Annotated in this window: 17 protein-coding genes and 5 tRNA genes; 3 read left to right on the top strand and 19 right to left on the bottom strand. The window is 43.4% G+C overall.

Annotation, left to right across the window (positions count from 1 at the left end):
* Window positions 1-76: 76 nt before the first annotated feature.
* The 19 genes from MHH23_RS00255 to MHH23_RS00345 form a co-directional block, all read right to left on the bottom strand.
* On the bottom strand, window positions 77-589 hold the full coding sequence (locus MHH23_RS00255; protein ID WP_048002314.1) for a PadR family transcriptional regulator: 513 nt from the start codon (window positions 587-589) through the stop codon (window positions 77-79).
* A gap of 5 nt (window positions 590-594) precedes the next feature.
* Window positions 595-3,060: an FtsX-like permease family protein gene (locus MHH23_RS00260; RefSeq protein ID WP_326111558.1), complete on the bottom strand. Its 2,466-nt coding sequence runs from the start codon at window positions 3,058-3,060 to the stop codon at window positions 595-597.
* Entirely contained in the window at window positions 3,029-3,748 is a 720-nt protein-coding gene (locus tag MHH23_RS00265) for an ABC transporter ATP-binding protein (RefSeq protein ID WP_047946097.1), read from the bottom strand. Before MHH23_RS00265 ends, MHH23_RS00260 begins: the two co-directional genes overlap by 32 nt.
* A gap of 155 nt (window positions 3,749-3,903) precedes the next feature.
* Window positions 3,904-4,668 (bottom strand): ABC transporter permease, encoded by a 765-nt coding sequence (locus tag MHH23_RS00270; protein ID WP_327855626.1) that lies wholly within the window; start codon window positions 4,666-4,668, stop codon window positions 3,904-3,906.
* Complete coding sequence (locus MHH23_RS00275) at window positions 4,665-5,582, bottom strand: ABC transporter ATP-binding protein (protein WP_340958682.1); 918 nt, start codon at window positions 5,580-5,582, stop codon at window positions 4,665-4,667. The genes MHH23_RS00270 and MHH23_RS00275 overlap by 4 nt, the downstream gene beginning before the upstream one ends.
* Before the next feature lie 14 nt (window positions 5,583-5,596).
* Window positions 5,597-5,788, bottom strand: a complete 192-nt coding sequence (locus tag MHH23_RS00280) for a PLD nuclease N-terminal domain-containing protein (RefSeq protein WP_003217265.1) — start codon at window positions 5,786-5,788, stop codon at window positions 5,597-5,599.
* A gap of 160 nt (window positions 5,789-5,948) precedes the next feature.
* Window positions 5,949-6,305: a DUF2200 domain-containing protein gene (locus MHH23_RS00285; RefSeq protein WP_212362028.1), complete on the bottom strand. Its 357-nt coding sequence runs from the start codon at window positions 6,303-6,305 to the stop codon at window positions 5,949-5,951.
* Window positions 6,306-6,785: 480 nt separating this feature from the next.
* Complete coding sequence (gene glmS, locus MHH23_RS00290; RefSeq protein WP_340958687.1) at window positions 6,786-8,588, bottom strand: glutamine--fructose-6-phosphate transaminase (isomerizing); 1,803 nt, start codon at window positions 8,586-8,588, stop codon at window positions 6,786-6,788.
* Between the two features lie 580 nt (window positions 8,589-9,168).
* Complete coding sequence (glmM, locus tag MHH23_RS00295) at window positions 9,169-10,515, bottom strand: phosphoglucosamine mutase (RefSeq protein WP_008360584.1); 1,347 nt, start codon at window positions 10,513-10,515, stop codon at window positions 9,169-9,171.
* Between the two features lie 25 nt (window positions 10,516-10,540).
* A complete protein-coding gene (locus MHH23_RS00300; RefSeq protein ID WP_125590822.1) occupies window positions 10,541-11,947 on the bottom strand; it encodes a CdaR family protein in 1,407 nt (468 codons plus the stop codon).
* Window positions 11,940-12,761, bottom strand: coding sequence for a diadenylate cyclase CdaA (cdaA, locus tag MHH23_RS00305; protein ID WP_008344027.1), 822 nt, complete (start codon window positions 12,759-12,761; stop codon window positions 11,940-11,942). The genes MHH23_RS00300 and cdaA overlap by 8 nt, the downstream gene beginning before the upstream one ends.
* Before the next feature lie 203 nt (window positions 12,762-12,964).
* A complete protein-coding gene (gene rsiW, locus MHH23_RS00310) occupies window positions 12,965-13,591 on the bottom strand; it encodes an anti-sigma-W factor RsiW (RefSeq protein WP_008344028.1) in 627 nt (208 codons plus the stop codon).
* 14 nt (window positions 13,592-13,605) lie between these two features.
* Window positions 13,606-14,169, bottom strand: coding sequence for an RNA polymerase sigma factor SigW (sigW, locus tag MHH23_RS00315; protein WP_007498553.1), 564 nt, complete (start codon window positions 14,167-14,169; stop codon window positions 13,606-13,608).
* Between the two features lie 184 nt (window positions 14,170-14,353).
* Entirely contained in the window at window positions 14,354-15,265 is a 912-nt protein-coding gene (rocF, locus tag MHH23_RS00320) for an arginase (protein WP_277687456.1), read from the bottom strand.
* Window positions 15,266-15,401: 136 nt separating this feature from the next.
* Window positions 15,402-15,473, bottom strand: a tRNA-Gln gene (locus MHH23_RS00325).
* A 4-nt stretch (window positions 15,474-15,477) separates the two neighbouring features.
* Window positions 15,478-15,562: transfer RNA gene (locus MHH23_RS00330), tRNA-Tyr, on the bottom strand.
* Between the two features lie 28 nt (window positions 15,563-15,590).
* Window positions 15,591-15,663 (bottom strand) — tRNA-Thr (locus tag MHH23_RS00335).
* Between the two features lie 3 nt (window positions 15,664-15,666).
* Window positions 15,667-15,742, bottom strand: a tRNA-Val gene (locus tag MHH23_RS00340).
* A gap of 6 nt (window positions 15,743-15,748) precedes the next feature.
* Window positions 15,749-15,823: transfer RNA gene (locus tag MHH23_RS00345), tRNA-Glu, on the bottom strand.
* 220 nt (window positions 15,824-16,043) lie between these two features.
* On the opposite strand from MHH23_RS00345, the gene murQ reads away from it, so the two are divergent.
* Genes murQ through MHH23_RS00360 form a run of 3 tightly spaced genes read left to right on the top strand, consistent with a single transcriptional unit; the run spans window position 16,044 to window position 19,213 of the window.
* Window positions 16,044-16,955 (top strand): N-acetylmuramic acid 6-phosphate etherase, encoded by a 912-nt coding sequence (murQ, locus tag MHH23_RS00350; RefSeq protein WP_340958693.1) that lies wholly within the window; start codon window positions 16,044-16,046, stop codon window positions 16,953-16,955.
* A gap of 12 nt (window positions 16,956-16,967) precedes the next feature.
* The gene (locus MHH23_RS00355) at window positions 16,968-17,837 is read left to right on the top strand and encodes a MurR/RpiR family transcriptional regulator (protein ID WP_007498558.1); all 870 of its coding nucleotides are present in this window, start codon (window positions 16,968-16,970) and stop codon (window positions 17,835-17,837) included.
* The gene (locus MHH23_RS00360) at window positions 17,834-19,213 is read left to right on the top strand and encodes a PTS transporter subunit EIIC (protein ID WP_008344031.1); all 1,380 of its coding nucleotides are present in this window, start codon (window positions 17,834-17,836) and stop codon (window positions 19,211-19,213) included. The genes MHH23_RS00355 and MHH23_RS00360 overlap by 4 nt, the downstream gene beginning before the upstream one ends.
* Window positions 19,214-19,222 lie beyond the last annotated feature (9 nt).

Raw genomic sequence — 19,222 nt, forward strand, 5'->3', positions numbered from 1 at the left:
AACTTTCTTCCCATCCTATCTGCGTATGCTCCGAACGAAGCCAAAAAAAAGACCTTTCTTCAAAAGAAAGACCTCTCTAAAATGATGCTCCGCTCCGATGCTCAATTTGATGAATCCAATTCAAATCCGCCTCTAAATGAAGCAACGTTCCAGAAATCAATAAGTACCGACTCTCATCACCTTGCACAAGACATTCCGTTTTCAGCTTCGTGAGTTCCATCACATCTTTCATGATGACGGCTTTCTGCTGCTGAAGCATTTCTTTTTCTTGATGAAATCTGATTTTCCGTGCACAGCCCCATTTAAAGTGAAAATCATCCTTTGCAGCATGATACGGAACAGGCGCCAACAGCCATGATTCCAGCTCTTGTCTGCCTTCTTCCGTCACGTCGTACAACTTTCGATCTTGGTCATCTATTCCCACTGCTGTCACCAATTGATCACGAATTAACCGATCAAGCGTTGTGTAGATTTGACCCGGATTGATTTTTCCTTTTATTCCGAGCAATGACTCCAGCTCTAGCTTTAATTCATATCCATGATGTTGCTGCTGACAGAGCGATGTTAAAATTCCGTATTTCACTGACATATGATTTAACCTTCTTTGAGAGATGATATCATCTCTATTTTACTCGCTGTCGCACTAGAAATCCACGAAGCCGCTAAACTGAGCGCAATTCCTGCGATCACTGCCAGCAACACATGCACAAATGGCAGCTGAAATGAAACAAATCCACCGAGCCAATCAGATTGGCTTGAGACATATAGAAGAATCACACCAAATAAAATGCCGCCAATCACACCTGATAACCCAATGAGCACACCTTCTCCGACGATCATTTTTCTCACCTGCTGCTTTGTCAGCCCAAGCGCCCGCATGGTGCCAATCTCAGATGTACGTTCAAGCGTATTCATCAACAGTGTATTGGCTGTTCCAATGCTCGCGAGCCCCATAATGAAAATGAGCATCATAGAAATTAACTCGTTCATACCAGTTAAAGCCGATGTCGTTGATTCAATCTCATCCTCTACTGTTTTCACCTTTGAAAGCCGCTGCCCAAAGTCTTCCCATAGCTGATCTCGTAAAGACTCACCGGCACCTTTGTCTTTTAACGTAAGCAGGATATCAAGGGGCTGCGTCCACCCTAAATCCTCTTGTAAAAATGTCTGATCGACAAATGCCACATAACCCGAATGATGAGAAGTCTTGACCACATCAATGACTTGTAACTGCTGCCGGCCAGAAGGTGCATTGAGATACACACTCTCTCCAATACGCCCACCCCATTCATCAAACGCACGCTCTCCTAACACGATAGAGGGGTTTTCTGCTAAATGTTGATACAAATCGCCTTTATTGTCATCTTCTATAAAAGACGGTCCCTTTTCCTCTACGCCGATCAGAGAAAATTGTCTTTTCTCTCCATCAGCCGTTTCCCATGTCAAAGGAGCCGCTTCCATCATCGGTTCCACCCGCTCAACAGCCTCATAGGATGACAGCTTTTCTTGATCCGCTTTCGTCCATGGGGCTTCAGAAGTAACCCTGAGATCGCCTCCATACGTTTGACGAATCTCTTTTTCGTAGCCATCTGGAGCCGATTCAATGACCGCACTTAAAAGCAAGATCACAGCAATCCCAACAGCTAGAATCGCCGCCGTATTAGCATTTCGATTCAGTTGCTGCGTGACATACTGCGCTGATAGATGACCTGGATAGCCAAAAACAAGCTTCAAAAGAGGCGCCAACAACCGGTTCAAAAAGAGCAGGAAAAATGGGAATAACAGAACCATGCTGGCTAAAATGGCAAGATAAGCAGCCGGATGATCCACCCATACAAATGAAAGCAAGCCTATCCCTATCGCCGCTCTAATGACCGATTGTTTCTTCGGTGCAGAAGTTTGGGTGGTGGATTTTAAAGTCAGCAGCACAGACGTTTTCCCTGCATGATAGATCGGAAATAACGAAAACAGCACAGGGAACACAATACCAACGATCACTGCTATTACAACAGGCACTTGCCAATCTAACGAATACACCATATCAAAAGCAAACACACCAAGCAGTGTTTGCATGAACACATCCCCAAGCCAAACGCCAATCGGCACCCCAATGACGGTTCCAATACAAGCCAAGATCAAAACCTCAATCAACATCAGCTTAGAAACAGAGCCCTGTGTATAACCGAAGCTCTTCATGATCGCAAATTCTTTTTTTCGTTCCATCACACTCGTATAGATCATATTAAACACGATAAAACCGCTCATAAACATCGACAGCCCTGCGATGAGGTAAAAGAACGTGTACAACCCGCCAATGTCATTACTTTGCCGGTCATCCGCCACCACAGGCTGGACAAAAACATCGGCATCCTTGAACTCTTTCTGTAAAGATTGAAAGAGCTGTTCCCCGCCTTCATTTGTCTGAAATCTCATATAAGAAAGCTGATGATCGAGTCCCGTCCAGTCTCTCAATAAATCAAGCGGCGCCATCACACGAAAGCTCGATGATTCTGCACCCTCCCAGTCACTTGGACTTGAAAGCAGCTGTGTATATTCCACAATGGCAGATACCTTCGCTTCGCCCAAATCAGAAAAACGAATGGTATCACCCACTTTTTTATTCAGCAGCTTCGCCACAACATCTGGTATGACCAACCCCTGATTATCCAAACGCCCTTCAATCACAGGCAGCTTCAGTAAAGAGCTCGTTTGATCTTGTACTCCGGTAATTCGCACCGCCCGTTGGTTAAGAGAGTGATCACCTTCTACCTCAAAAAACGTCTGTTTATCCAGCGCTAATAATGATCCTGTCACATCAGGATGTTTTAAAATGGAGGAGATCTGTTCCTCATCATACGTATGATCATCACTCAACACCCAATAATCTGCATCAGCGACATACATTTGCTCATAGTAATGAAACACATCATTTGTCGTTCGATCGGCAATGAGCATCGACGTGACAAAAGCGATCCCCACCATGATGCCTAAGACAGAAATGGCGAACCGCTTTTTATGCTGAAGCATGTTACGCCATGAAATTCGCCACATACTGAGCATAATCATCATCCTTTCTAGAAATCACTTGATCAATAACACCGTCTTTAAAAAGGATGATTCGATCCGCAAACCCCGCTGCGAAAATATCATGCGTCACCATGATAATCGTCTGCTTGCTTTCTCGATTGAACTTGCACATTAACGCCAAAATATCCTCCGCTCTATGCCGGTCCAAGTTCCCCGTTGGCTCATCTGCTAACAGCACTGACGGCTGATTGACTAAAGCTCTTGCAATCGCTACACGCTGCTGCTGCCCGCCGCTCAGCAAACTAGCCCGTTTCCGCCCAAGCCCATTCAAGCCCACAGCCTCTAACAGCTCTACAACCGTCTGTTGATTCTCCTTTGTTAAACGTCCATCTGCATGCAGCGGAAACGCCACATTTTCTTCGACAGTTAATGTAGGCAGCAGCTGATAATTTTGAAACACAAACCCAATCTGTTTTCTGCGAAAAATCGTTCTCTCTTTCTCATTCATCTCACTTAACTGATGCTCATCTATCAAAATCTCTCCATCAGTAGGCAGATCAAGCCCGCCTAACAGCTGAAGTAATGTACTTTTTCCAGAACCACTCGGTCCCATCACCGCTACAAACTCCCCTTCTTCTACCGTCAAATCAACGCCCCTCAGCACCTCAGTCCGCTCCTGGCCTTGAAAGAATTCCTTCTTCACATGCTTGATCTGAATCATCTGCAAACTCCTCCCATCCCTTTACGGAGTAATTATATACTAAGTATATATTATTTCAACATTTAAATCATGATAATATGTATTTACATCTTATTTATTACTTACTAAATATATAAAAAACCCTTTAGATTTTCATATCCAAAGGGTACATCATGCTATAATTCTTGTTTTCTAAAAAGAAACCATCCGATGAGAAAAAAGAAACCAATCAATACCGATACACCTAGAAAGCTTGTAAGTGCCTGATCCGAATAAGTCCCTCTATGAATCATCTCCTCAGCCGCACTTGTGACACCTTTAGGTGCAAACTTCCCTAATGCATCCTCATAAAACGAAGGAACGGTAAACAGGATGAGGTTGATCAAAAGGGAAACGCCGCCCGCAGTCACTGAACGCTTAAAGAACGCCGATGCACAAATGGTCGACACCACAATAAGCAGTAGGTTTGGATAATACAAAAGCGTTCCTTTTAACACATCGCCCCAAGCCACATGCCCAAATTGAATGTCCACATAATATACGGAAGCAAGCACCGCCACTATCAAACTAAACAAAGTTAAACAGGCATAGGCACATATTTTTGAGGCATAATAACTCATTCGACTGATCGGCTTCACCATAATCATCGCCGTCACCCCAGAGGCACGCTCTCCAGCAATCGTCCCCATCACGATCATAATGAGGATAAACACGCCGAGCGAATCAAATTTACTCAATGCACTGGCTAAAGCTTCTCCAGCACTAGGCTCTGGTATATAAAATGTAGACCCTTCAGGTAAATTCGCTGATTTCGACAAAAGATCTGGCAGCATTTTGAGTGTAATAGGCTGTGTGATCATTAAAATCGTGAAAATGATCGGCACAAATAAGATTTTATAACTAGTGAATAACTCCCTAAATTCCTTTTTCAACATCATCATGCCGTCACAACCTTCATGAAAATATCTTCAAGCGTTAGCTTAGATAGTCGATATTGGAGAAGAACACCGCCAGCTTCAGTGATGAGACCCGGCAGCTCTCTCAATGCCATTTGTTGATCTTTCACTCGTACCTGATAAGTGCCCCCTGTCTCCATGCATTCCTCCACCCAATCCCGCTCCTTTAACAAAGCCATTAGTTTCGTATTCTGTTGTTCTAACTGAAATTCAATCACGGGCTGGATATAGTCTTCTTTGAGCTGTTTCATCGAAGAGGACATCTCAATTTTGCCGCTGTTGATCATGATAATATGATCGGCCACCCTTTCAATGTCATCTAAAATATGGGTCGACATAAAGATCAGCATCTCATGCTTTAGACGCTCAATCAAAGTCAGGACGTCTTTTCTCCCCATAGGATCAAGTGCCGACACAGGTTCATCTAGAATAAGAACCTTCGGGCTGTTGATGAGTGCCTGCGCAATGGCAAGTCTTTGCTTCATGCCTCCACTATAGCTGCCAATAGCACGATCCTTCGCCTCATACACACGGCAAAGCTTCAACAGTTCCTCTGTTTTGGAACGAATGGTGTGTTTCTCTAAATGAAATAACCCGCCAACCCAATGCATCCATTCCTGCCCCGTCATATCCTGATAAAATGCAGGATGCTGCGGACAGTACCCAATCACCTGACTAATTTGATCCATGTCCTTTTCGACATCAAAACCTGCCACCTTCACAACGCCAGACGTAGGACGAGCAAGCCCCGTCAAAATCCGGATCGTCGTTGTCTTCCCCGCTCCATTGGCTCCTAAAAAGCCAACACATCCAACCTCCCCAACAGAAAACGAGACATCTTTTAACACTTCATGCCGTCCATACGATTTCTTCAGCCCGTGACACTCCAACATATTCAAGCAAATCCCCCCTACTAAGATTGTTTACGACCAAAAATGAAATACGCAATAGGACCAGCACTCGCCACAAACACAATCACCAAAGCCCAAACCCACTTCACTTCTCCCCTAATCCTCGATGGATCTCTTTTCAGCAAATCAAACAAACCAATCACCATTAAAATGGCTTGTAGCAAAATAAGAGGTAAAATCATCTTCATGTCCATCCACGCCACTCCTTTTTCAAACGTTAATTTGTTTTGGTATTACTTCTTTTGACGACATGAAAAGAGGATTCGTTCAAACAGATTTTATATTTATCGATCCAATGATCTATAAATATAAAAAAGCCCAGTGAAGGTTATTCACTGGGCTTGCTTGTGATGATCATGACGAATCTCGCAAAATCTTTTCCATTTTCTTTCCCTTGGCTAACTCATCAATCAGCTTATCTAGATACCGAATGTTTTTCATCGTTTCTTCCTCAATGTCCTCTACCCGAACACCACAGATGACTCCTTTGATTAAACTGCGGGAAGGATGAAGCTCAGGAGCCTCAGCAAAAAAGGCTTCAACGTCTATCTGCTTATCCAACTGTTCCTGCAACTCTTCTGGACTGTACCCTGTTAACCAACAAATAATCGTATCAACCTCAGCCTTCGTTTTTCCCTTTCTCTCTGCCTTTGCGATGTAGAGAGGATAGACTTTTGCGAAACTCATTGTGTAGATTTTAGGTTTGGTCATGTATCTGCTCTCTTTCTTCGTTAAATATTTAAACTGTCACGCTTTCTCAAGGGGACGCTCCCTCATTATGCACTTAGTATAATGTGTTAAAAATACAACTTATAAAAGATGATATATGCCTTTATCATTTCTCTCATCTTTCTTGAAAGCTCTATATTTAAGAAATTGAACGATACAAAATCCAAGGAATACACCTATTGGTCCTCCACTTGAGACAGGCCCACCAATTAAACAATAAGAAATGATAAACAATGCAATATAACCAATTATGAAAAAAACAATTCCCCATTTTTCTTTTTTTACGTATCGAATAAAAATAATATTTCCCCCTAAGAATATTTATCATAATAGCAACATGGAAATAGTATCTATCAATCAAAGTTCAGCTTAGATCTTTCAACTGTTAGTTCTATTGACACAAAAATACCCCTTTAGACAATTATATCTAAAAAGGTATCAAAAATCCGATTTTATTGAAACCTACTCCACCGTCACACTCTTCGCAAGGTTACGTGGTTTATCCACATCACACCCGCGGTGAAGTGCTGCGTAGTAAGCGATTAGCTGTAATGGCACAACAGATGCAAGTGGTGCAAGTGCTGGGTGTACAGCTGGAAGGACGAAACGGTCGCCTTCGTCTTCTAGGCCTTTTAGTGAGATGACACATGGGTTTGCACCACGTGCAACGACTTCTTTGACGTTACCGCGAATGCTGAGGTTCACGTGCTCTTGCGTTGCAAGGGCAATGACCGGTGTGCCTTCTTCAATTAAAGCAATCGTGCCGTGTTTGAGTTCTCCGCCAGCAAATCCTTCTGCTTGGATGTAAGAGATCTCTTTTAGTTTGAGTGAACCTTCAAGGCACACATAGTAGTCAAGTCCTCTTCCGATAAAGAATGCGTTACGTGTCACTGTGAAGAAGTCACGAGCGATTTGTTCCATTTCATCTTTTTGATCGACTAGGGCTTCCATTGCGTTTGCTACAATCCCAAGCTCTTTCACAAGATCAAAGTCAAGTGATTGACCATTTAATTCAGCTGCAACAGATGCAAGGATCGCAAGAACAGCGATTTGTGCTGTGTAAGCTTTTGTTGAAGCCACTGCGATTTCTGGTCCTGCATGAAGAAGCAATGTGAAGTCCGCTTCACGAGAAAGTGTAGATCCTGGTACGTTTGTGATCGTTAATGTTTTATGACCAAGCTCTTTGACTTGAACAAGTACAGCACGGCTGTCCGCAGTCTCTCCAGATTGAGAAAGGAAGATGAACAACGGCTTTTTCGATAGAAGCGGCATGTTGTAAGAGAATTCACTTGCTACATGGACTTCTACAGGTACTTTCGCCCAGTCTTCAATATATTGTTTACCAACAAGTCCAGCATGGTAGCTCGTTCCGCAAGCCACAATGTAAATGCGGTCTGCTTCTGCTACTGCGCTTGCGATATCGCCAGCGACTGACAGCTTGCCGTTTTCGTCTTGATATTCTTGGATGATTTTGCGCATCACTAGCGGCTGTTCATCCGTTTCTTTTAACATGTAGTGAGGATATGTGCCTTTCTCAATGTCGCTTGCATCCAGCTCAGCGATATAAGAAGGACGTGTCATAATATCACCGTCAAGGTTTTTAATAATAACCTCGTCTTTAGTAACAATGACCATTTCTTTATCCATTAATTCCGCATATTCGTTCGTTACTTGAAGCATCGCCATTGCGTCAGAAGCCACAACGTTGAAATCTTCTCCGAAACCAACCAATAACGGGCTTTTGTTTTTCGCCACATAGATTGTTTCTTTGTTTTCGTTATCGAAAAGGGCAATCGCGTAAGAGCCTTTTAGTTGAAGAAGCGTTTGACGGAAAGCTTCCTCTGTATCAAGACCTCTATTCACAAATTGTTCGATGACTTGAACAACAACCTCTGTATCTGTGTCGCTTTTTAGTGTGACGTCTTGTAAATATTCGCGTGTCAATTGTACATAGTTCTCGATGACACCGTTATGAACAAGCGTAAAACGGCCAGAAGCACTTTGATGCGGATGCGCATTTAGATGGCTTGGTACACCGTGTGTTGCCCAGCGTGTATGTCCAATTCCTGCTGAAGATGCCACGTTTGCATCAACGACTTCACGAAGCTCAGCGATACGTCCTTTTTCTTTGAACACATGCACGCCATCTTCGTTTGCCACAGCGATACCTGCTGAGTCATACCCACGGTACTCAAGCTTCTCTAAACCTTTTAATAAGATTTCCTTCGCATCATTCTGACCAATATAACCTACGATTCCACACATAAATATTCTTCCTCCCGATCATGTGAAAGGGACAAAGAAAGCCTACTAAAATAGAAGGGACATTTCTTCGTCCCTCTCTACATGTTTATTTTGGGAGATCATGTGTATTCCCTTTGTACAAAGAGTCACCTCTTTGCTTTAAAGAAACACTTACGGCTGTGATCTCTATATTTGATCAGCCGGGAGGCATCCGCCGAAAAATTCGATAACCTCCATCCTCGTCAACTAAGCATCTGTCTCGTTCGATCGCTTAGTTCGGGCGCTATAATTATAAGAGTGGCTGAACATCTACCCTGCCTTTCCTGCTAGAATAAAAATCCAGTAACACAAGGATGATTGTACTATAAGGTCTGACCTCCGTCAATCACAATTTAGCGGGTGATCCCTTTCATGTTAGAAAGTAAGACCTCCCTACACTATATGCGGTGAGGCTTGTCACGTTCTACCTTTGATGTGCTCTCTTATGTATGAAAGCAAGCAGCAAATTGCCCTCGCTTATATCATTCGTATAGAACTTTCCTCTTATGACGTTTATTCGAAAAAAAAGCAAACCGCTGCTTAGCGATTTGCTTTACATCAATTACTCAATACCCATTTCTTCTTTGACAACAGCCGTAATGCGAGCCACGTATTCATCACACAGCTCTTTTGTTTTCGCCTCTGCCATGACACGTACAAGCGGCTCTGTTCCTGATGGACGCACAAGGATACGTCCGTCACCGTTCATCTCTTTTTCAACCTCTTGGATCACAGCTTTTACTTTTTCATTTTCTTCCACTTTATACTTATCAGATACCTTTACATTCACTAGAAGTTGCGGGAATTTCTCCATTTCAGCTGCAAGCTCTGACAATGTTTTTCCTGTTGCTTTTAGTGTATTCACCAGCATGATCGCAGAAAGCATGCCGTCACCTGTCGTATTATAATCAAGGAAAATCAAGTGGCCTGACTGCTCGCCTCCGACATTATAGCCATCCTTTTTCATCGCCTCGACCACATAGCGGTCACCAACAGCGGTTTGAATGCTCTTAATGCCTTGCTTCTCAAGCGCTTTATAGAAACCAAGGTTACTCATGACCGTTGACACGACCGTGTCATCCTTCAATCGGCCTTCACCCTTTAGATAACGTGCGCATATGTACATAATTTGATCGCCGTCTACAATATCACCTTTTTCATCGACTGCAATTAAGCGGTCGCCGTCACCATCAAACGCAAGACCAATATCCGCTCCTTTTTCTTTCACAAAAGCAGAAAGTGCTTCTGGATGAGTAGAACCTACGCCATCGTTGATATTCAATCCGTTTGGTGATGTTCCCATTGTTGACACATCTGCATCTAAATCTGCAAATAAATGTGTTGCAAGAGAAGATGTTGCACCATGTGCACAGTCAAGCGCTACGTGAATACCTGTGAAATCCTCGTCTGCTGTCTGTTTCAAGAATTGCAAGTATTTCTGACCGCCTTCAAAGTAGTCATTTACTGTTCCAAGGTCCGCTCCAACTGGGCGTGGCAATTGATCGACCGGCTGATCCATCAGCTGCTCGATTTCATTCTCCTGTTCATCTGACAGTTTAAAACCGTCACCGCCGAAAAATTTAATTCCGTTGTCTTGAACTGGGTTATGCGAAGCTGAAATCATGACACCTGCTTCTGCATCCATTGCTTTCGTTAAATAAGACACACCAGGTGTTGAGATCACACCTAAACGCATGACTTCAGCCCCAATTGAAAGTAAGCCTGCTACGAGTGCTCCTTCTAACATATGACCAGATACACGCGTGTCTCGTCCAACGAGTACCTTTGGACGTTCTTTATCCTTCGTGAGCACATAGCCGCCAAATCTCCCAATTTTAAATGCGAGCTCTGGCGTTAATTCGCTATTAGCCACACCCCTTACACCATCAGTTCCAAAGTACTTGCCCATGTTTCAATCGCTCCTTTTTTACCATTCAAGAGGACGCTGCGTCCTCTTTGTTATCTTCTTTGACCCGCTGTCTTTGACTCGATTCTTTTTTTGCTTTATCTTGTGTAGATTCCTTTTGACTCTTCTCTTCCTGATCATCATCGGATGATTGATCTTTCCGATCATTCGTAGAAGCCGGCTGATCTTCTGTATCAGTAGAAGTCAGTTTCACTTTGACCTTCGATCTAGATAATGTCCATGTCACATTTTGAGGGCCATTCACTTGTACTTTGACCTCATGTGTTCCTTCGTTTAAGTCCCCGACATTGATATAGGCTTCAATATCTGAAGCCTTTAGTTTATCAATTGCACTCTTTGAACCTTTTGCTGTTAGTGTGAGACGCCCAGAAGACGGACTCACAAATTCAGAGCTAAGATCCTTGCTCAGACCCACGACAGAAATTGGGACATTATCGATCTTTTTTTCTTCAGCTGTTGCAACCTTCACTTTGATTTTAACAGTTTCAGGTGATACCTTTTTCACACCATCTGGCAGTGGAATGTCGGCATCAATCTCTGTATCATCTTTAATCTTGCTTAGGTCGAGCTTAACGCCGTCAATAAAATCAAGTGCATCCAGCACCTTTTGAGAACCGTAGACTGTAACCTCACTTGGGCTTGTCTCGATGCTTGAGATACTGATCCCATCTGGCAAGCTGCCCGTCCGCTCAATCTTAAACGGAACTTTCTTGCTTGGACTCGTAATCGGGACCGTAATATCTACCACAGACGGACTCACTTCGACTGGTAGCTCATTCCCGCTGCTATCATACACAGTGAGCTTCGCTTCTTTCTCAATTTGCTGATCGACATCCTCTAAGTTCACAAATGCTTTAATGACAGAAATTTTGTCGATCACGTCTTTTGAGCCAGTAACCGTGACATTTTTCGGATTCACAATAGGTTGCTCTGGTGAATAGCCGTCTTTAATTTTATTTTGATTATAAAATTCAGTTTCAACAGGGAATTCAGCTGTCGTTTTTTCTTGTATCGTCACAGTCGTCACAGACGGATTAATCGTTAATGTAATTCCTTTCGATACATCTCTTGCCTTCAATTCGACTTTATGTGTACCTGTCGTCAGGTTTTGCATATCTGCGTAAATTTCAAAATTTTTCGTTTGTCTTGCTGTTTTCACAGCACTAGTTGATCCTTTAATCGTGACATTGACTGTCTGCGGCACACCAGTGACTACATACTTTTCGTCGTCATAATATGCTTTAACAGGAATGTCCGTTAAGGTTGCTTCGTCTGTTGTCGATGTTGGGAAAAAGGATTCACCGATTTTTTTCGGCGTGGGCGCTTGCGCTGAATTGACTGCACCATACAGCAATAAAGCGAAGACCAATGCAAGAAACTTAACGGCCCAGCGATTATTCAAAATCTTATCCATTTTTCTTGCCCCTCCAATACCATTTGGTCGAGGAAGCATCTTTGCTGTTCTTACTAAACTCAGCAATCAGCATTTCTTCAAGCGCTTCTTCTGTCAATTCTCGATGGAGATCACCATTTCTTGCGACACTAATGCCGCCTGTCTCCTCGGAGACAATGACGGTTAAACTGTCCGTTACTTCACTAATACCAACTGCCGCCCGGTGACGTGTACCGAGCTCCTTAGAGATAAAAGGACTTTCAGACAGCGGTAAATAACACGCCGCAGCTGCAATCTCATCACGCTTCATAATCACAGCGCCGTCATGGAGCGGTGTATTCGGAATGAAGATATTAATCAGCAGCTCAGAACTGACCTTTGCATTTAAAGGAATTCCGGTCTCTATGTAATCATTCATTCCAGTATCACGCTCAATCGTTAATAGCGCGCCTATTCTTCGTTTTGCCATATAGTTAATTGCTTTTGTAATTGCCTCGATCGTTTTCTGCTGCTGTTCCTCTACAGGTGTTCCGCTTCTAGAGAAGAAACGGCCGCGCCCAAGCTGCTCAAGCGCTCTCCTTAGCTCTGGCTGAAAAATAATAATGATCGCAAGGAACCCCCACGTAATCGCTTGATCCATCAGCCATTGAAGTGTGTTAAGACCGAGATACGCACTCCCCATCCTGACGAGAACAATGACGACAATTCCCTTTAAAAGCTGAACCGCTTTTGTTCCGCGGATGACCATCATTAATTTATATATCACATACCAAACAACGAGAATATCAACAGCATTACCGAGGTACTGCAAAAAAGGAATATCCCCTAAAGCCATTTCCTCGTCCTCCAGAATTTTCAGTTATTCTTCGTTCGATTTATTTTTTATAAAAAAAGAGCCTATGTGTAAGTACATAGCGTGGCTATTATACCACATTTTGTTTCAGCAAGGAAAATAGTTGCCATATCTGGCTAGCATTCAAGTCTGTCCATCAATAGAAAAAGAGCAGTCCCTTAGAGACTGCTCTCAAACTGTTTGATTTACTTTTGCTCCTCTGGCCCAATGACCCGCATCACGTCTTGTGCTGTAGACTTCATTTTGTACCAAACCCAATCAAACACTTCATTAATTTCATTGATTTGACCAGTGACTTGTCCGGCAGAAGCAGTCAGCTGTTCTCCATTGACGACTGTTACGTTTCCATCAACCTTGCCTTCTACAATCAGCTTGCCATTTTTCACAGTGACATCACCTTTGACGGTTTCCCCTTTAGGTACCGTCACTGTATCATTTTCAACCACGAGATTCGGCTGCTTTGACACACTGAAATTATGATCCGTATTCCAGCTAGTAAACAGACTGCCTCCCATCAATATGACAAAGAGGGCAGCGGCGACCATTAGCGGATGAGCTTTGATCCATCTTTGAATCGACACACGCTTTTTCTCCTTTGGAAGACCTGCCATCACCTTTGCAGTGAAATCAGATGGTGCTTCTATATGAGATGTACTCTGCACGAGCGCGATGGATTTCTCAATTTGTTGAAAATGAGTACGGCATTCCTCACACGATTGCAGATGGCTCTTTAATTCTTTTTCATCTTCGGGCTCTATATCCCCGTCTAAATACTGATGCATAAGCAGGACGATTTTTTCCTGACAGCTCATCAAAATCACCTCACTCAAAGGTCTCTCAACTGTTTCCGGAGAGCCTCTCTACCCCTGTGTATTCTCGTTTTCACCGTACCAACTGGTATATTCAGAATCTCACTAATTTCTTTTAACGAGAGTTCATCAATATACTTTAATACGATGACCGAGCGATATTTATCGGGTAATCTTAAAATTTTTTGCTGAATGGTGCTCGATAATTCAAGCGACACCACCTCGTCCTCTGGCAAAATGCCGTCAGCCGCAATTTGAGAATACATATTCAGTCCTTCTGTCCCTGCCACCTCTGCATCTAAATAATAATCCGGCTTTTTTTTACGAATACGGTCGATGGTCAGGTTGGTTGCAATGCGGTACAGCCACGTGGAAAACTTACGATTCACATCAAAGCTCTCAATATTCACATAGGCACGAATAAACGCCTCCTGCGCAATATCTTCTGCTTCATGTGCATTCCCAAGCATACGATAGCACAGCTGATAAATTTTGTCTTTATACAGGTCTACGATGTCTGCAAATGCGTTCTGGTCGCCTTTTTTCACTTGCTTAATTCTCTTTTTAATCATTGTTTCCATAGTATATTCAACCTCTGCCTTCACCGGTCTTTATGTATACGAACCTCGTTCCAAAAGGTTTCATTCTCCTCTAAAAAATAGTGTAACAAATTTTTGACAGCATGTTACGCTTATCAGCCGGTAAAAACCTTAACATATCCTTAAATTTCCCCAAAATTAAAAAAAAGCGGGAACAAGTCCCGCTCTATAATAGCTTTTCACCCATTAAAGAACCAATTAATGCAACTGCCGCTTCTGCTGTTTTATTTTTCTCATCTAATACCGGATTCACCTCAACAAACTCAGCAGAAGTCAAAATACCTGCTTCCTCTAAAAGCTCCATTGCAAGATGACTCTCTCTATAACTGATGCCGCCAGCAACCGGCGTTCCCACGCCAGGGCACTCCGCTGGATCAAGGCCGTCTAAATCAAGCGACAAATGAACACCATCTGTTCTTTCTTTTAAATACGCAATGGCTTCCTCCATTACTCTCGTCATCCCTAATCGATCGATTTCATGCATCGTATACACTTTAATGCCTTTTTCTCTAATCAATGCCCGCTCTCCTTCATCTAAAGAACGAGCACCAATCAAGATCACATTCTCAGGCTTTACTTTAGGTGTATAACCGCCAATATTGATTAAATCAGCATGCCCAAAGCCGAGACTGACAGCAAGCGGCATCCCATGAATATTTCCAGAAGGAGAGGTTTCCTCTGTATTTAAATCACCGTGTGCATCATACCAAATGACACCTAAGTTTTCATAATGCTTGGATACACCGGCTAGTGTACCAATTGCAATGCTATGATCCCCGCCTAAAATCAGCGGAAACGAACCTGACTGCACAATACTGCTAACCTTTTCAGCAAGAAGCTGGTTCGCACCAGCATTCTCCGTTAAGTTTTTCAGTTTTTCACTTGTATAGAGACCTTTCTCATCATCCCTTTGCTCAACGGGAATGTCCCCTAGATCTTCGACATCAAATGAAAGCGATTCCAATTTTTCTTTTACACCAGCACAGCGAATGGCACTCGGCCCCATATCGACGCCCCTTCTCATTTGACCGAGATCCATCGGCACCCCGACAATTGTGACCTTCTTTTGATCTCCCATATGTACATCCCCTTTCCGTTCATGCTTATATTTTACTTTCTCGGTGTCTTCTGACTCAACTCAACAATATTTTGAATAGTTATACATTCCAATCGTCAAAATAAAAAAAGACACCTTTTTAAAAAAGGTGTCTTAACTGGGCTAGCTGGATTCGAACCAACGCATGACGGAGTCAAAGTCCGTTGCCTTACCGCTTGGCTATAGCCCAAAAATGGTGGAGGGGGGCGGATTCGAACCGCCGAACCCGGAGGGAGCGGATTTACAGTCCGCCGCGTTTAGCCACTTCGCTACCCCTCCACATATGGAATTGATAAAAGAAAAACAGTGCCGGCAAGAGGACTTGAACCCCCAACCTACTGATTACAAGTCAGTTGCTCTACCAGTTGAGCTACACCGGCATATGGTGGAGGATGACGGGCTCGAACCGCCGACCCTCTGCTTGTAAGGCAGATGCTCTCCCAGCTGAGCTAATCCTCCACATGATGGTGACCCGTACGGGATTCGAACCCGTGTTACCGCCGTGAAAGGGCGGTGTCTTAACCGCTTGACCAACGGGCCAGTTTGTCAAGTTTACTGTTTCCGTGAAGCTGACAAAAGTTATTATATACAGGTTGTCCCCCTTTTGTAAAGGGGATTTTTATTTTTTTTATTTTCTAACTATTCAACCCTCATCAGCACAACATTTCGACTGAAATATAATTTCAGTATTTAAATATAATATTGAAATTTCATGTCATACTCAATATACTGAAAATGAAGAAATAAGGAGGTATGTCACATGCAGCCATCTCAACTGCGTTCTTTGACAACAGAATCAAGAAACCCTAACACCATGAGAATTTCACAAGCAAGCCCGCTAGAAATACTCCAAATGATAAATGCGGAAGATATGAAGGTCGCTGAAGCCGTCAACCGTGTCCTTCCAGACGTAAAGACAGCAAGTGACTTGGCCTTTGAATCCATCTCGAATGGGGGCAGACTCATTTATCTAGGCGCTGGAACAAGCGGCAGAATTGGGGTAATGGATGCGGTCGAATGTCCACCTACCTATAGCATTTCACCTGATGTCATCGTAGGCATCATGGCCGGTGGAGACTCTACCTTTTCACATGCAGCAGAAGATGTGGAAGACAGTGAAGAAGCTGGTCAAAAAGATTTAGAACACATTCACCTGACATCAAAAGATACGGTTGTCGGAATCGCGGCGAGCGGTAGAACACCCTATATCATTGGCGCTTTAAACTATGCTAGAACCATTGGAGCAAAAACAGTAGCCCTCAGCTGCAATGAACAAGCAGAGATTAGCGAACTAGCAGACTGCGCCATTGAAGTCGTCGTAGGACCAGAAGCCATCACTGGGTCAACACGAATGAAAGCCGCATCCGCTCATAAAATGATTTTAAATATGCTTTCCACCTCTGTCATGATCAGACAAGGCAAAGTATATGAAAACCTGATGGTAGATGTAAAAGTAAGCAATCATAAACTGAAAGAACGCGCCATCACCATCATTCAGCATGTGACCAATGCTTCCTACGAACAAGCCGTAAAAGCCCTTGAAGCAGCTGATTTAGAAGTTAAAACAGCCATCGTCATGCTCCAAACCAAAACAGATAAAAAGACAGCCAAAGACCTGCTCAACAAAGCAGATGGTCACATCGACAAAGCCATCTTACGTCATCAATCTTAAAGGAGGAAACTCATGTCAGCAGGCGGACTCACCCTACTACACACAATGAAATCAAAGCTTCCCCAATCTGAAAAAATCATTGCAGACTATATCCTTGCCCATCCTGACAAAGTCATTAAAAGCACAGTGCATGAAATTAGTCAGGCTGCCGGTGCAAGCAGCTCTGCCGTCATCCGCCTCTGTAAGTCTCTCGGGCTGGATGGCTATCACGATTTGAAAATGCGGATCGCTGGAGATTTAATGCACACTGATAAACAAGGCTACCGGGATATCGAACAAGATGAACCACTTCAATCCATTATTCAAAAGACAGCAGGAAACACCATTCAATCGATCAAAGATACAGCCTCTATTTTAAATGTAGAAGCTTTAGAAAAAGCTGTTCAACTGCTGCTGAATGCAAACCAAATCCATTTTATCGGTGTGGGTGCATCTGGCATCGTCGCAGCTGATGCCCAGCAGAAATTTCTCAGAATCAATTATGCAGCTACAGCCTTTACTGACATGCACATCGCATCTACGGTCATCGCAAATGCTGGAAAGAATGACATTGTGTTCGGTATATCCTTTTCTGGAGAAACGTTAGACATCATCCAAGCCCTTCAGCTCGCCAAAGAAAATGAAGTAAAAACCATTGCTTTAACGCATCCAGGGCATACAAGCGTTTCTGCATTGTGTGATGTTCATCTATCGACGTCTGGTTCCAATGAAGCACCTTTTCGCAGTGCTGCCACTTCCTCTAGAATGGCACAGCTCTATTTAATCGATGTCTTGTTCCTCAGTTTAGCCTCTCGTCAATATGAACAGACGGCACAATATATTGACAAAACAAGGCATGCCATCCGCTCCATGAAACGAAAAACAAAGGGGGATTCAACATGAGTCATCAAAAGAAATATCAGCAGTTGGCGAAAGAAATCCTTTCACTCTGTGGTGGTTCTGAAAACATTTCTTCCCACACACATTGTATGACACGTCTCCGAATTACACCCATTGATCGTGAAAAAGTGCAAACCACCGCGATCAAAGAACTCGATGGCGTCATTGGCGTCGTCGAAGCGGAAACACTGCAAATCATTTTAGGAACAGGTGTTGTCAACCAAGTATCAAGTGCATTTGAACAGCTGCTCAATGCCTCAGGTTCATATGACTTAAACAACGAAGCACAGAAAAACAAACAAGCCATTTCACAAAAGAACCGCACACCATTCAAGCTGTTCTTACGGCGGATCGCCAGCATTTTCATTCCCATTATTCCAGCACTAGTTGCATCGGGTCTTATAACGGGTATTACAAAAGCGGTCGTGCAAGCAGGCTGGCTCGATGAAAAATCTCAAGCTGCGATTATCCTAACCGTTATAGGCTCAGGCTTGTTTGCTTATCTCGGTATATTAGTAGGAACAAACGCCGCAAAAGAATTTGGTGGCTCTCCTGCATTAGGCGCATTAGCAGGTATTCTCATCATTAACCCAGCTGCCGCTGATATTATGTTATTTGGCACTAATATTCTACCAGGTAGAGGCGGACTTATCGGTGTTCTTCTTGCAGCTATTTTTATGGCACTTGTTGAGACCCGGATCAGACGCTTCGTCCCGCAATCACTCGATATCATCGTCACACCAACCATCACACTACTCATTACAGGCATTTTCACGTACGTTATCTTCATGCCAGTCGGCGGATTTATATCTGATGCCATCACCTCTGGACTTACTTATCTATTAAACATTGGCGGTATTTTTGCCGGATTTGTTCTTGGTGCTACCTTCCTTCCTCTTGTTGTCACTGGACTTCACCAAGGCCTAACACCTATTCATATGGAACTGATTAATTCAATTGGAGATGACCCGCTTCTGCCAATCCTCGCTATGGGAGGCGCAGGACAGGTCGGTGCTGCTTTTGCCATTTATATGAAAACAAAAAAGAAAAAGCTGAAAAGAGCCATTGCAGGCGGACTTCCTTCAGGAATGCTTGGAATTGGAGAACCGCTCATTTTCGGTGTCACACTCCCGCTCGGAAGACCCTTCCTCACTGCTTGTCTCGGCGCTGGAATCGGCGGAGCATTTCAAGCCTATTTCCAAATCGCCACTAAAGCAATCGGGGTATCAGGTCTCCCATTAACCTTTATCGTTCACACACATCAAATGCTGCTTTACTTAATAGGTCTCTTCATTGCATATGTCGCTGGATTTATCTTCACATACTTATTCGGATTTCATGATGATATGGCTGTTGAATTCGAGGAAAATAAGCAATAGGAGGTCTAG

This window comes from Bacillus sp. FSL K6-3458, assembly GCF_038005045.1.
GTDB lineage: Bacteria > Bacillota > Bacilli > Bacillales > Bacillaceae > Bacillus > Bacillus altitudinis.

Bases quoted from the DNA above. Each gene is read 5' to 3' on its own strand.
- glmS (WP_340958687.1), bottom strand. From the start codon at position 8,588: ATGTGTGGAATCGTAGGTTATATTGGTCAGAATGATGCGAAGGAAATC.
- MHH23_RS00270 (WP_327855626.1), bottom strand. From the start codon at position 4,668: ATGATGATGTTGAAAAAGGAATTTAGGGAGTTATTCACTAGTTATAAA.
- MHH23_RS00265 (WP_047946097.1), bottom strand. From the start codon at position 3,748: ATGATTCAGATCAAGCATGTGAAGAAGGAATTCTTTCAAGGCCAGGAG.
- rsiW (WP_008344028.1), bottom strand. From the start codon at position 13,591: ATGAGCTGTCAGGAAAAAATCGTCCTGCTTATGCATCAGTATTTAGAC.
- MHH23_RS00260 (WP_326111558.1), bottom strand. From the start codon at position 3,060: ATGCTCAGTATGTGGCGAATTTCATGGCGTAACATGCTTCAGCATAAA.
- murQ (WP_340958693.1), top strand. From the start codon at position 16,044: ATGCAGCCATCTCAACTGCGTTCTTTGACAACAGAATCAAGAAACCCT.
- MHH23_RS00300 (WP_125590822.1), bottom strand. From the start codon at position 11,947: ATGGATAAGATTTTGAATAATCGCTGGGCCGTTAAGTTTCTTGCATTG.
- glmM (WP_008360584.1), bottom strand. From the start codon at position 10,515: ATGGGCAAGTACTTTGGAACTGATGGTGTAAGGGGTGTGGCTAATAGC.
- MHH23_RS00360 (WP_008344031.1), top strand. From the start codon at position 17,834: ATGAGTCATCAAAAGAAATATCAGCAGTTGGCGAAAGAAATCCTTTCA.
- MHH23_RS00355 (WP_007498558.1), top strand. From the start codon at position 16,968: ATGTCAGCAGGCGGACTCACCCTACTACACACAATGAAATCAAAGCTT.
- cdaA (WP_008344027.1), bottom strand. From the start codon at position 12,761: ATGGCTTTAGGGGATATTCCTTTTTTGCAGTACCTCGGTAATGCTGTT.
- MHH23_RS00255 (WP_048002314.1), bottom strand. From the start codon at position 589: ATGTCAGTGAAATACGGAATTTTAACATCGCTCTGTCAGCAGCAACAT.
- MHH23_RS00285 (WP_212362028.1), bottom strand. From the start codon at position 6,305: ATGACCAAACCTAAAATCTACACAATGAGTTTCGCAAAAGTCTATCCT.
- MHH23_RS00280 (WP_003217265.1), bottom strand. From the start codon at position 5,788: ATGGACATGAAGATGATTTTACCTCTTATTTTGCTACAAGCCATTTTA.
- sigW (WP_007498553.1), bottom strand. From the start codon at position 14,169: ATGGAAACAATGATTAAAAAGAGAATTAAGCAAGTGAAAAAAGGCGAC.
- rocF (WP_277687456.1), bottom strand. From the start codon at position 15,265: ATGGGAGATCAAAAGAAGGTCACAATTGTCGGGGTGCCGATGGATCTC.